We start from the raw sequence: 13117 nt of genomic DNA on the forward strand, positions 1-13117 counted from the left end.
GGCCGGCGGAGTGTCCGGGATCTGGGTCGCGGCCGTGCTCGGGGCGCTCGACCGCGACGAGTCAGTGGCAGCCGTCCGGTCCTCTCCAGCAGCGGGTCTCGTCGTCACCATTGCCAGCGGTGCTCTCGGAGCCCTCGACGACCTGGCCGGCTCGGCCTCCCGCAAGGGGCTCAAGGGGCACATCGGGGCCCTCCGCCGGGGTGAGGTGACGACCGGGGCAGTCAAGATCGCCGGGTTGGCGGTGACCGGGCTGGTGGGCGCGCTGCTCACCGACCGCACGCGGAACCCGGCCAGCAGCCCGGGACAAGGAGATCGAGCGCGGACGGGAGCGGCCGTCATCGAAACCCTCGTCGGGGGAGCGGTGGTGGCTGCGGCTGCCAACGTCGTCAACCTCTTCGACCTGCGGCCGGGGCGGGCGCTCAAGGTCGTCGCGGCCGGCACCGCCCCGCTCGCGATTGCCGGCTCCACCGCCGCCGCGTCGGCCCTCGGCGCCTCCGCGGGCGTCGTCGGTGACGACCTGGCCGGCGTCTCGATGCTCGGCGACACCGGCGCAAACGCCGCAGGTGCCCTCGCCGGGCTGGCCCTCGTCGAGCGCTGCGGGTTGAGAGGCAGGCTGGTCGCTCTCGGCCTGCTCACGGGTCTGACCCTCGCTTCCGAGCGGGTCAGTTTCAGCTCGGTCATCGAGGGCCACGACATCCTGCGTCGCCTGGATGACTGGGGCCGCGCTCGTCCATGACACCCATGACACCCATGACCTCATCGACCCCCGGCCCCGACACCGGAACCGGAGGATCGGTGCCCACCGTCACGCGGACCGTCGTCGCGGCCGCTGGCTCGATCGCGCTGATCACGCTGCTCGCACGGGTCGTCGGCTTCGGTCGCTGGCTCATCTTCTCGCACTCTGTCGGTGCGACGCCCGTCGGGACGGTCTACCAGTCAGTCAACGCCGTCCCCAACGTCATCTTCGAGATCGCTGCAGGTGGCGTCCTGGCCGCCGTGGCGGTGCCCCTCGTGGCGGGCGCACTCGCGCGTGCCGATGGCCGGTCCGCCGACGAGACGGCCTCGGCGCTGCTGACCTGGGCGTTGGCCGTGCTGCTCCCGCTCGGCGCCATCGTCCTCCTCGCCGCCCGGCCGATCTCCTCGGCCCTGCTCGGCACCGGTCAGGTGGCGGCGGTCGATCTCGGCGCCGAGTTCCTGGCCATCTTCGCCATCCAGCTGCCCCTCTACGGCGTCGCCATCGTCCTCGCAGGGGTCCTCCAGGCGCACCGGAGGTTCGTGGCCGCGGCGCTCGCGCCGCTCCTGTCCAGTCTCGTCGTCATCGCCACCTACCTCGCCTACGGGTCGCTCGTGTCGGACCCCTCGGCCGAGATCGCCGCGATCCCACGCGGCGCGGTCCTCGTCCTCGGGGTGGGCACGAGCCTCGGGGTGGCCGCGATGGCGCTGCCCCTGGCCGTCCCCATCCGTCGGGCCGGGGTCCGACTCCGCCCGCGCCTGCGCTTCCCGACCGGAGTCGGTCGCCGGGTCCGATCTCTGGCGCTCGCTGGCCTGCTCGCCGTCACCGGTCAACAGCTGGCCACCCTCGTCGTCATCCGGCTCGCCAACGACCGGGGCGGCGTCGGCACCCTGAACGTCTTCACCTATGCCCAGGCCGTGATCCTGCTTCCCTACGCCGTGCTCGCCGTCCCGCTGGCCACCGCTGCCTTCCCGAGCCTGGCCGGCGCCGCGGCCGTGGAGGATCGGGGCGGCACGGGGGACGGGATGGACTCCGTGAGCCCGGTGAGTTCGGTGAGCCGGATGAGCACGGTGCCGGGAGCCCGCTCGGCATCGGCCACGACGCTTCGGCACAGCTGGTTCGGGATCCTCGTCGTGGGTGCCGTCGGGGCAGCCCTGCTCGTCGCCGTCGCCGGCCCCGTGGGCACCTTCTTCCGCCTGCTCGATGCGGGCGAGGCGGCGGACGCATCCGGCGCGACGCTCGGTGCGATGGCCGAGTCCCTGGCCGCGTTCGCGCCCACCGTGCCGGCGCTGGCGGTCATCGGCCTGCTGAGCCGAGCGTGCTACGTCCGCGGCAAGGCGGTGCTCGCGGGCGCCGTCGTGGGGCTTGCCTGGCTGGCCACGACGGTCATCCCGCTCCTCGTCCTCGACCCGGACCGGGCCGACGGGCCGGCGACCCTGCGGACCCTGGCGCTGGGCTCGAGCGTCGGCCTCGTAAGTGGGGCCGTCGCCCTGACCTGGCTCGTCTCACGGGTGTGGGGCGGCTCGGCTCTCTCGGTCCCGGGGCGCCCGATCGTGGCCGCGCTCACGGGTGCCGTCGTCGCCGCCGTGGCCGGCTGGGTGGCCGGGACGCGGATCGTGGCGACCGACCTCCTCAGTGCGGTCGGTCTCGGTGCCGCGATCGGGGTCGGCTCAGCGGTCGTCCTGGCCGCCGTTGCCCTGGCGGTCGATCCCAGTCTGGCGCGTCGCCTGCGACAGCTGCGCCGACCGGTTGGGCTGGCGGCCGACGCCGGGAGCCGGCCATGAGGGTGTTGATGGTCCTCGGTGACTCCACGGGCGGGATCGGGGCCCATGTGGACCAACTCACGCGAGACCTCAGGGCGGCGGGCAACGAGGTGGTGCTCGCGACGTCGGCGTCGACGGCTGCCGGTTTCGGCTGGCAGGACGCCCACCTGCTGTGGCCCGTCCACCGCGGCCTCTCCGCACCCCGAGGGCTCGTGGACTGGCACCTGCTCAAGAACCTCGCGGGGAGCGTCGACGTCGTCCACGCCCACGGACACCAGGCCGCCGTCGTGGCCGCGGTGGCCGTGTCCCGCGCCAGCCCGCGTCCCGGCTTCGTCGTGTCCCTGCACAACACGTTGCCCGGCACCCCTTTGGGCCGTATGCCGCTGGGCTCGCTCCGAGCCCACACCGTGGTCTCGAGGGCGGTGCGGACCGTGGTGGGCTGGGCGGTGCGGCGCGCGGCACTCGTCACCGGGGCGAGCGACGATCTCGTGCAGCTGGCCAGGCTCCTCGGTGCCCGGCAGACCGAGCTCGCTACCGTCGCGTCGCCCGCGGTCCCGCGCCTGCTCGCCGCCCCCGTGACCACGCCTGCCCAGCGTCGGGCGGCGAGGCGGGCACTGGGGAGCCCTGCGCGGGTCACGACGGACTCCGACTGCGACGTGCCGCTCGTGCTGACCGTGGCGCGGATCGCCCCGCAGAAGGACCTGCCGACGCTCGTCGCCGCTGCGGGATCGCTGCACAGCCCGGCCCGCTGGGTCGTCGTGGGCGGGGGGGACGAGCGGCTGCGCGCATCCCTCGAGAGCGAGCTCAGCGGCATACCACTGGATCTTGTCGGTGCCCAGCCGGACGTGCAGGCCTGGTTGAGGGCGGCGGACGTGTTCGTCCTGACCAGCCGGTGGGAGGCGCGGGCCCTCGTCGTGCAGGAGGCGATGGCGGCCGGCCTCCCGGTCGTCGCGACGCGCACCGGTGGTCTCCCGGGCCTCATCGGGGAGGCGGGTCTGCTCGTCCCCGTCGGGGACTCACGCGCGGTGGCCGATGCCGTCGAGCGGCTGCTCGGCGACGAAGCCCTGCGACGGCGCCTGTCCACCGAGGCTCGGTCGCGCGCGACGATGTGGGCGTCGCCGGCGGAGGAGGCACGCCGCTGGGTGGCGCGGTACACGGCCGCGGCCGCCCCATGACGTAGACTTAAAGCCCGTGGTGGAAACGACGAAGCACATCTTTGTGACCGGAGGCGTCGCCTCATCGCTCGGGAAGGGCCTGACGGCTTCCAGCCTCGGCCGGCTGCTTCGATCGCGTGGCCTGCGCGTCACGATGCAGAAGCTGGACCCCTACATCAACGTCGATCCGGGGACGATGAACCCGTTCCAGCACGGCGAGGTCTTCGTCACCGACGACGGCGCGGAGACTGACCTCGACATCGGCCACTACGAGCGTTTCCTCGACGTCAACCTCGTCGGCGCCGCCAACGTGACGACCGGGCAGGTCTACAACAACGTCATCGCGAAGGAACGGCGCGGCGAGTACCTCGGCGACACGGTCCAGGTCATTCCGCACATCACCAACGAGATCGTCGCGCGGATGCGGGCCCTCGCCACCGGGACGCCGGACGCGCCGGACGTCATCATCACCGAGATCGGCGGCACAGTCGGCGACATCGAGTCCCTGCCCTTCCTCGAGGCGGCTCGGCAGGTGCGCCACCTGATCGGCCGCGAGAACAGCTTCTTCCTCCACGTCTCGCTCGTGCCGTACATCGCGCCGAGCGGGGAGCTCAAGACCAAGCCCACCCAGCACTCCGTGGCGGCGCTGCGCCAGGTCGGTATCCAGCCCGACGGGCTGGTGCTGCGCGCGGACCGGGACATCCCGGAGCCGATCAAGCGCAAGATCTCGCTCATGTGCGACGTCGACGTCGACGCGGTTGCCGCCGCGGTCGACGCGCCGAGCATCTACGACATTCCCAAGGTGCTGCACCGGGAGGGGCTCGACGCCTACGTCATCCGGCGGCTCGGGCTCGGTTTCCGGGACGTCGACTGGACCGAGTGGGACCAGCTCCTCCAGCGGGTGCACGACCCGGAGCACGAGGTCGAGGTGGCCCTCGTGGGCAAGTACATCGACCTGCCGGACGCGTACCTGTCCGTGACCGAGGCCCTGCGAGCCGGCGGCTTCCACCACGACGCCAAGGTGCGCATCCGCTGGGTGGCCTCTGACGAGTGCCAGACGGAGGCCGGCGCACAGAAGGCACTCGGCGGCGTCGACGCGGTCCTCATCCCCGGAGGCTTCGGCGTCCGCGGGATCGAGGGCAAGCTCGGTGCCCTGAGATGGGCGCGCGAGCGCCTGGTCCCGACGCTCGGGATCTGCCTCGGCCTCCAGTGCATGGTCATCGAGTACGCCCGGAGCGTCCTCGGGGTCCCGGGAGCGTCGTCGACGGAGTTCGACCCCCAGTCCGAGGCGCCGGTCATCGCGACGATGGAGGAGCAGAAGGCGTTCGTCGAGGGTGCGGGTGACCTGGGCGGCACGATGCGGCTCGGCCTCTACCCGGCCTCGCTCAAGGAGGGCTCCCTGGTCCGTGAGGCCTACGGCCAGGCCGAGGTCAAGGAGCGCCACCGGCACCGTTACGAGGTCAACAACGGCTATCGGGCCCAGCTCGAGGGGGCCGGGCTGGTCGTCTCGGGAGCGTCGCCCGACGGGCAGCTCGTCGAGTTCGTCGAGCTGCCCCGGGAGGTCCACCCTTACTACGTGTCGACGCAGGCCCATCCTGAGTTCCTCTCGCGTCCGAACCGGGCGCACCCCCTCTTCGCCGGTCTCATCGGAGCCGCGCTGGAGCAGCAGCGGGCGGAGCGGCTCGTCGAGGTCGAGCGACCGCGCCACCTCGGTGACAGCGACTCGTCGACCCTCTCCGACCCCACCCTCGTCACCGTCCCGGCTGACGCGGAGTGAGCCTCTCGGCCCCGAGGGGCGGACGCGCCGACGTCGTCGAGGACTGGACGTCGGCACCGGTCCTCGAGTCGGAGGTGCCCTTCTCCGGCCGGATCTTCGACGTCCGGCGGGACCGCGTCGACCTCGGCGAGGGCGGGGTTGTCGTCCGGGACTACATCGAGCACCCCGGCGCCGTGGCCGTCGTCGCTCTGCAGCCCTTCGACGGGGTGGACCACGTCCTGCTCATCCGTCAGTACCGCCATGCCGCGCGCGGGCACGTGTGGGAGCTGCCCGCGGGCCTCCTCGACGTCACGGGAGAACCGCCCTGGCAGGCGGCCGCCCGGGAGCTCGCTGAGGAGGTCGACCTCGTCGCCGGGCAGTGGGACGTGCTCATCGAGGAGCTCGCCTCGGCGGGGGCCTTCCCCGAGCCGGTCCGGATCTTCCTGGCCCGCGACCTGAGCGACGTCCCCGGCGAGCACCAGCACGAGCGGCACGCCGAGGAGCTGACGATCCGGCCCTTCTGGGTGCCCCTCGATGACGCGCACGAAGCCGCCCTCGCGGCGCAGATCAGCAACAGCGCTGCCCTCATCGGCGTCCTCGCTGCGCATGCAGCGCGGGCGGCGGGATGGGCGACCCTGCGTGCCAAGGACGCCGCATGGCCGGCATGGGAGGCCCAACGAGCTGGGGGAGAGACCGCTCCCCACCCGACCTGACCATGGCAGGGACCTGAACATGGCCGGTTCCTGTCCCTGCGGGGGCGCCTCCTACCTCGAGTGCTGCGAGCCCGTGCTCGACGGCGTGCGCGTACCGACCACCGCCGAGGAGCTGATGCGGTCGCGCTACACGGCGTATGCGGTCCACCACGCCGACCACATCTTCCGGACGTGGCATCCGCGAACGCGCCCCGAGCGGCAGCCCGTCGACCCGGAGGTCGGCTGGCTGGGCCTGCGGATCGTTCGCGTCGAGGGCGGTGGCCCGGATGACGACACCGGCGTGGTCGAGTTCGTCGCCCGGAACTCCGGCCCCCTCGGTCGTGGTGAGCTGCACGAGGTGAGCCGGTTCGCCAAGCGAGCGGGACGCTGGTTCTACGTCGACGGCGATCCGGCCTGAGCGGACCCGCCCGGCGGAGCCGCCCGGCCCCTGGATCCCAGAAGTTGTTCTTTCGATTGAGACACGGGCCGGTTGGGCCCGGGCCGGCGCAGGACCGCGGTTGCGACACCGGCGAGGAGCACGAGACCGCCGAGCAGCTCCAGCAGCGTCGGACGCTCCCCGAACGCCAGGGCAGCCGCGGCCATGCCGAAGACCGGCACGAGCATCGCGAACGGGGTGACGCTCGCCACGGGATGGCGCGAGAGCAGCGTGTTCCAGATCCCGTAGCCGACGAGTGAGGACAGGTACGCCGTGTAGGCCGTCGAGGCGGCGGCCTCCCAGCCGAAGGATGCGAGGCCAGCGGCGATCGCCTCAGGTCCCTCGATCACCCAGGACAGCGCCAGGGCAGGAAGCGGCACGACGAGCCCGGACCAGACCGTGAGGGCCAGGCCGGACACGTTCCCGACCCGGCGCGTGAGCACGTTGCCGATCGCCCACGAGACGGCTGCGAGGATGACGATCGCCAGGGGCAGGAGGGGCGAGCTCAGACCGCGACCCACGGCGATGACGACCAGTCCGGCTCCGCCGAGTCCGACGCCGAGGAGCTGGCGCTGGGACGGCCGCTCACGGAGCCACACGGCGGCGATGACCACGGTGAACAGGACCTGGGCCTGGAGCACCAGTGACGAGAGACCCGGCGGCATGCCGAGGTGGATGCCGACGTAGAGCAGTGCGAACTGACCGAGGCTGATGAACGCGCCGATGAGCAGCAGGTCACGCCAGGGGAGCGGGGGCCGTCTGATGAAGAACACGGCTGGGACACAGACGACGACGAAGCGGATCGCGAGGAAGAGCAGGGGCGGCACATCGTCGAGCCCGATCCGGATGGCCACGAAGTTGCTGCCCCAGATGAGGGCGACGAGGACGGCCAGTGCGGCGTGGCGAGGACGCATGCGCTCGAGTCTGCGGGAACAGACCGTGAAAGACCATCAAATAGTGATGGCTCGCACCATGTAGCGTTGCTGCATGATCGATCCGGTGGCGCTACGTTCCCTCGTCGCGGTTGAGCGGCTCGGCTCCGTCGGTGCCGCAGCGACGGCGCTCGAGTACACGCCGAGCGCCGTGTCCCAGCAGATCAAGCGACTCGAGTCGCAGACCGGGGTGCAGCTGCTCGAGAGACGCGGGCGTGGCGTCCTCCTCACGGAGGCGGGCCGGTCCCTGACCGAATCGGCGCGTGACCTGCTGGCCGAGATGGAGCGTCTCGAGGCTCGGGTGCGCGGAATCGAGGGGCAGGCCGTCGGCTCCGTGCGCCTGGCCGTCTTCGCCACCGCCTATCGCGGCATCCTTCCGGGGGTCCTTGAGCGGCTGCGCGCGAGGGCGCCCGGGGTCGTGCTCAAGGCCGACGAGATCGATCCGTTCGAGGCCGTCGACGCAGTCGCTGCCGGCTCGCACGACCTGGCCGTCGTGCACAACTGGGAGCCCCTGCCGCTGGCCATTCCCACCCACCTCGAGAGCCGGCACGTCGGGCGAGATGTCGCCGACGTCATCGTGCATCGGACCCACCGGCTCGCGGATCATCGCGAGCTGTCGGTTGAGGACGTGCTCGATGAGGAGTGGGTGTCGGTTGCGCCCGGCTCGATCTGCCACCAGTGGCTCGTGAAGATGTTCGCCGACGTCGGGCGCGCGCCGCGGATCCGGCACTTCGCCCATGAGTTCGCAACGCATGTCGCCCTCGTGGGCGGCGGTCGGGTGGTCGCCCTCGTGCCCCGGCTCGGTCGCGGTGAGCTGCCGGGCGAGGTCAGGGCAGTGCCGATCACGCAGCCGGTGTCGGCCCGCACCGTCAGCGTGCTGTGGCGCTCGACGATGGGAACGAGCCCAGCCCTCAACGCGGTCGTCGACGCTCTGTCCGCCGAGTCGGTGGCGGCGCTCGCCTGATTCGTGCCAGTGAGGCCGCCGTTGAACCGGCGAAGGCAGCCCGATCGCTTCTGTCGATTCGGCCACGCCAAGACCTCGCTGGGGAATAGCGTTGTCGCTGCTCAACTCGCTGACAACGATGTGGCAGGGGATCACGATGATGGCGCACACCTCTGACGGCGTCGCCCGGAGCAGGACTCGCGCCGGGAGCGTCGCTGCGCTGATGGTGGGCGTCCTCATCGCCGCCGGAGCCCTCACGGCCACGGTCCGCCCCGAGCCCGCCGTCGCGGCCCAGCGTCTGCCGTCCGGCTTCGTCCTGCAGGACATCGCAACGGGGATGTCGCCTCCATCGTCGGCCGGGCCCGGTGACCTGCTGACCGACTTCGACTACCTCGCGGACGAGAGCTTCTTCGCCGTGGGCAAGTACGGTCGGGTCCAGTGGGTGCCGAAGACCGGGACACCGCGGCGCATCGCATCGCTGACGGTGAACACCACCGGCGACCTCGGGCTGATCAGCGTCGCGGTCGCCCCCGACTACGAGACGAGCCATGCGATCTACACGGCCCGGGCCGTGCCGAGCACCGCGAGTGGATCGGGCGCCAACGGAATCCTTCGCCTCAGCAGGTGGACCGTGGTCGTCGACCAGGGCGGCCTCCCGACTGGTCTCTCCAATGAGCGAGCAGTGCTCGAGACCTCGGCGGACGGGAGGATGCACTCCTTCGGATCGATTCTCGTGGACCCGGACGGGACGATCTGGGTGAGCATCGGCGACGGAGTCGTCAACGTGACGGACAAGATGGCCCTGCGAGCCCTCAGTGTGAACGATGTGCACGGCAAGGTCCTGCGGCTTCGGCCCGACGGGTCCGGCCACCCGGACAACCCGTTCTACGACGCGGCGAATCCCAGAGCAGCCCGCAGCCTCGTCTACGCGAGCGGCCTGCGCAGCCCGTTCCGGTTCAGCCTCGACCCCGGCACGGGACTGCCGCTGCTCGGAGACGTCGGTCGTGCGGTCACGGAGGAGGTGGACTTCATCCGGCCGGGGTACTCGTTCGGGTGGCCCTGCTGGGAGGCCTCCCAGCCCGCTCCCGGGTACAAGGACCTGCCGGAGTGCACCGGAGTCACGACGACGAAGCCGCTGTGGGAGTACCCCCACGCGGGTAGCGGCGCCGCCGTGACCGGGGGCGTCGTCTACACCGGCACGTCGTATCCGGCGGCCTACCGAGGTCGTTACTTCTTCGGGGACTACGTCGACCACATCCTGTGGACCCTGGGCTTCTCCTCGGCCGGGGCGCTGACGACCGCGCCGGAAACGAATGGCTTCGGCGTGGACATCGGGGCACCGGTCCGGTTCGCCAATGGACCGGGCGGCGACATCGTCTATGCCGACATCTCGGCCGCCCGGCTGCGCCGCCTCGTCTATGCGCCCGGGAATGCCGCCCCCGTTGCCTCGTTCACGAGCAAGGCGGATGCGAGTACCCGCACTGTCAGCTTCGACGCGACGGATTCCCTCGATCCGAACGGCGACAAGCTCACGTACAAGTGGGACTTCGGGGACGGGACCGGAGCGACGGGGGTTGCTGCGAGCCACCGCTACGCTGCCGATCCGGACCACTACACGGTGACGCTGACCGTGACCGATCCACTCGGGGCGTCGGACCAGGAGACACGGGTGGTCTACCCGGCGAACCACTCACCCATTCTTGACGTGACCTGGCCCGACCCTGCCGCCACCTATGCCGTGGGTGAGGTGATCCACGCCAGCGCCACGGCGTCCGACCAGGAGGACGGCCCCGTCAGCGTGTCGTGGTCCTCCCGGCTCGAGCACTGCTATTCGCTCACGGACTGCCATGAGCACTACGGCGAGACGGGCGACGGTCCGACGTTCGACATTGCCATGGAGGGCCATGACGGGGACACGCGGCTCTGGCTGACCGCCGCCGCCACTGACTCCCGTGGAGCGACGACGACCTCCGACTTCGCGGTCCAGCCGCGGCAGCGCCGGGTCACGATCTCGAGCACGTGGCCGGCTGCCTTCACCATCGCGGACACCCAGACCAGCTCGACGTTGCTCACGGAGGGCATGACGGTCAGCGTGGTGGCGCCAGAGAAGGGCTTCGACGGGCTGTCCACGTTCGTCTCGTGGGCCGATGGCCCCACGAGCCGGATCCGGCAGATCAAGGTCGGTCCCGCGGATCTCGAGCTGGGCGCCGTGTACCGCACGCCCATCGACAACCGCTACGCGTCGGATGCTGCCTTCCGGACGAAGATGGGTGATCCAACCGGCGCAGAGCAGGGCGACCTCGCAGTGCGTTCCAGGACCTTCGTCGGTGGGGTCGCCTACTGGTCGCCAGCCGCTGGCGTCCACTGGGTCTCCGGCTCGATCGCGAGGGCCTACGCCGCACTCGGCGGGACCGCGTGGTGCGGCGTCCCGACCACGGACGAGCTCCGGACGAACCCGGTCGGCGGCTACTACAACCACTTCACCCGGAGCTGCTCGATCTTCTGGGGCAGCGGCGCGGGGGCGCACTCGGTGAACGGACAGATCCGCGCGCTCTGGGGCAGCCTCGGTTGGGAGAAGTCCTTGCTCGGCTATCCCACGACGAACTTCGCACCGACGAAGGCACGGCCGGGGTACCAGACGCGGTTCCAGAAGGGGGCCATCTACTACTCCACCAGCACGGGCGCGCACTACCTCACCGGGGTGGTGCTGTCCAAGTACCTCGCGCTAGCGGCTGAGGGCTCGGCGCTGCGCTTCCCCACGACGCACACCAGGTCGACGGCCACCGGAGGGCGCTTCCAGCACTTCCAGGGCGGGTCCATCTTCTGGAGCAGCAGCACGGGCGCGCACCACGTGACCGGGGCAATCCATAGCACGTGGGCCAAGCTGGGGTATGAGCGTTCGTGGCTCGGCTACCCGAAGAGCGATCCCTACACGGTCAGCGTCGGCATTCGCCAGAACTTCCAGCGCGGGTACCTCGTCTGGAACCGGTCCACCGGCACGGTCAAGGCATACCGGACCTGAGGATCGACACCACAGGTGTCATGCCGCTGGGCCACTGCGCCCGGTGTCGGACCGTCACAGGGTGGGGGGCGGCACCCCGTAGGATTGGGCGTCGGCGCTCCGTGCCCCGACCCAGCGCACGACGATGCCGTCCGAGCGCGACCTAGCCCAGCGGCATACGGCCAGATCGTTCGAAACCCCGCACCATCGGAAGGACACCTTCGTGCTCCGCACTCATGAGGCCGGCACCCTGCGTGCCGACCACTCCGGACAGACCGTCACCCTCACTGGCTGGGTGGCGCGACGGCGCGATCACGGTGGCGTCGCCTTCCTCGACCTGCGGGATGGCAGCGGCGTCGCCCAGGTCGTCGCGCGTGACGAGGTCCTCGAGCAGGGTGGCGCCCACGACGTGCGAAACGAGTACTGCGTCAAGGTCACCGGTGAGGTGCGGGTCCGTCCGGAGGGCAACACCAACCCCGACCTGCCCACCGGCGAGATCGAGGTCGTCGTGGACGAGCTCGAGGTGCTCAACCCGAGCGCGCCGCTGCCCTTCCAGATCGACGAGCGGGTCAGCGTCGGCGAGGAGGCCCGCCTCAAGCACCGCTACCTCGATCTGCGGCGCCCCGGCGACAGCTCCGCCGGTGCCGCAATCCGACTGCGCAGCAAGGTCAACGCCGCCGCGCGCAGGATCCTCGGCCAGCGCGACTTCGTCGAGATCGAGACGCCAACGCTGACCCGCTCCACGCCGGAGGGCGCTCGGGACTTCCTCGTGCCGGCCCGTCTGGCACCGGGGTCCTGGTACGCCCTCCCGCAGAGCCCGCAGCTGTTCAAGCAGCTGCTCATGGTGGCCGGCATGGAGCGCTACTACCAGATCGCCCGGTGCTACCGCGACGAGGACTTCCGGGCCGACCGCCAGCCGGAGTTCACCCAGCTCGACATCGAGATGTCGTTCGTCGAGCAGGAGGACGTCATCGAGCTCAGCGAGGCGATCATCACCGAGATCTGGAAGCTGATCGGGGTGGATCTCGAGACGCCGTTCGACCAGATGACCTACGACGAGGCGATGCGCCGCTACGGCTCCGACAAGCCGGACCTGCGCTTCGCCCAGGAGCTCGTCGAGTGCACGGAGTACTTCCAGGACACGACGTTCCGCGTGTTCCAGGCCGATTACGTCGGCGCCGTCGTCATGCCCGGGGGAGCGAGCCAGCCGCGCAAGCAGTTCGACGCCTGGCAGGAGTGGGCCAAGCAGCGTGGCGCCAAGGGTCTCGCGTACGTCCTGGTGGGCGAGGACGGCGAGCTGGGCGGTCCGGTGGCCAAGAACCTCACCGACGACGAGCGGGCCGGCCTTGCCGGGCACGTCGGAGCAGCGCCGGGCGACTGCATCTTCTTCGCCGCCGGCCCGACCACGTCCTCACGCGCGCTGCTCGGCGCGGCTCGCCTCGAGATCGGGCGGCGGTGCGGACTCATCGACGAGGCCGCGTGGAGCTTCCTCTGGGTCGTCGACGCGCCGCTCTTCGAACCCGCCGCGGAGGCCACGGCCTCGGGGGACATCGCGCTCGGCTACAGCGCGTGGACGGCCGTGCACCACGCGTTCACCTCACCGAAGAAGGAGTTCGAGGACACCTTCGACCAGGACCCCGGGTCGGCGCTGGCCTACGCCTACGACCTCGTCTGCAACGGCAACGAGATCGGCGGCGGCTCCATCCG

10 protein-coding genes are annotated in these 13117 nt (G+C 71.0%); 9 read left to right on the forward strand and 1 reads right to left on the reverse strand.

Translation table 11 applies throughout. From position 1 onward, the window contains the following. From VIR15_RS07175 to VIR15_RS07200, 6 genes are all read left to right on the forward strand, one after another. A partial coding sequence (locus VIR15_RS07175) for a hypothetical protein (RefSeq protein WP_331926787.1) occupies positions 1–736 on the forward strand: 736 nt, incomplete at its 5' end. Positions 737–750: 14 nt separating this feature from the next. Continuing rightward, positions 751–2517 carry a murein biosynthesis integral membrane protein MurJ gene (murJ, locus tag VIR15_RS07180; protein ID WP_331926788.1) on the forward strand — a complete coding sequence of 589 codons (1767 nt, stop codon included), beginning with the start codon at positions 751–753 and terminating at the stop codon, positions 2515–2517. Next, positions 2514–3671, forward strand: a complete 1158-nt coding sequence (locus tag VIR15_RS07185; protein ID WP_331926790.1) for a glycosyltransferase family 4 protein — start codon at positions 2514–2516, stop codon at positions 3669–3671. Before murJ ends, VIR15_RS07185 begins: the two co-directional genes overlap by 4 nt. Positions 3672–3687: 16 nt before the next feature. Next, positions 3688–5427, forward strand: a complete 1740-nt coding sequence (gene pyrG, locus VIR15_RS07190; protein WP_331926791.1) for a CTP synthase — start codon at positions 3688–3690, stop codon at positions 5425–5427. Next, entirely contained in the window at positions 5424–6119 is a 696-nt protein-coding gene (locus VIR15_RS07195) for an NUDIX domain-containing protein (protein ID WP_331926792.1), read from the forward strand. Before pyrG ends, VIR15_RS07195 begins: the two co-directional genes overlap by 4 nt. Positions 6120–6138: 19 nt before the next feature. Continuing rightward, complete coding sequence (locus VIR15_RS07200) at positions 6139–6516, forward strand: YchJ family protein (RefSeq protein ID WP_331926793.1); 378 nt, start codon at positions 6139–6141, stop codon at positions 6514–6516. Here VIR15_RS07200 and VIR15_RS07205 read toward each other — a convergent pair. Continuing rightward, the gene (locus VIR15_RS07205; protein WP_331926794.1) at positions 6492–7448 is read right to left on the reverse strand and encodes an EamA family transporter; all 957 of its coding nucleotides are present in this window, start codon (positions 7446–7448) and stop codon (positions 6492–6494) included. The two genes, VIR15_RS07200 and VIR15_RS07205, sit on opposite strands and share 25 nt — an antisense overlap. A gap of 73 nt (positions 7449–7521) precedes the next feature. Between VIR15_RS07205 and VIR15_RS07210 the strand changes: the two genes are divergently transcribed. The 3 genes from VIR15_RS07210 to aspS form a co-directional block, all read left to right on the forward strand. After that, positions 7522–8430, forward strand: a complete 909-nt coding sequence (locus VIR15_RS07210) for a LysR family transcriptional regulator (protein ID WP_331926795.1) — start codon at positions 7522–7524, stop codon at positions 8428–8430. Between the two features lie 91 nt (positions 8431–8521). Continuing rightward, positions 8522–11431, forward strand: a complete 2910-nt coding sequence (locus tag VIR15_RS07215; RefSeq protein ID WP_331926796.1) for a PQQ-dependent sugar dehydrogenase — start codon at positions 8522–8524, stop codon at positions 11429–11431. Between the two features lie 202 nt (positions 11432–11633). Next, positions 11634–13117 (forward strand): aspartate--tRNA ligase (gene aspS, locus VIR15_RS07220; RefSeq protein WP_331926797.1); only part of this gene is annotated, 1484 nt, incomplete at its 3' end.

It is taken from the genome of Intrasporangium sp., assembly GCF_036566125.1.
GTDB lineage: Bacteria > Actinomycetota > Actinomycetes > Actinomycetales > Dermatophilaceae > Intrasporangium.

Coding starts and splice junctions, on each gene's coding strand:
- murJ (WP_331926788.1), top strand. CDS start 751: ATGACCTCATCGACCCCCGGCCCCGACACCGGAACCGGAGGATCGGTG.
- VIR15_RS07185 (WP_331926790.1), top strand. CDS start 2,514: ATGAGGGTGTTGATGGTCCTCGGTGACTCCACGGGCGGGATCGGGGCC.
- VIR15_RS07200 (WP_331926793.1), top strand. CDS start 6,139: ATGGCCGGTTCCTGTCCCTGCGGGGGCGCCTCCTACCTCGAGTGCTGC.
- VIR15_RS07205 (WP_331926794.1), bottom strand. CDS start 7,448: ATGCGTCCTCGCCACGCCGCACTGGCCGTCCTCGTCGCCCTCATCTGG.
- VIR15_RS07210 (WP_331926795.1), top strand. CDS start 7,522: ATGATCGATCCGGTGGCGCTACGTTCCCTCGTCGCGGTTGAGCGGCTC.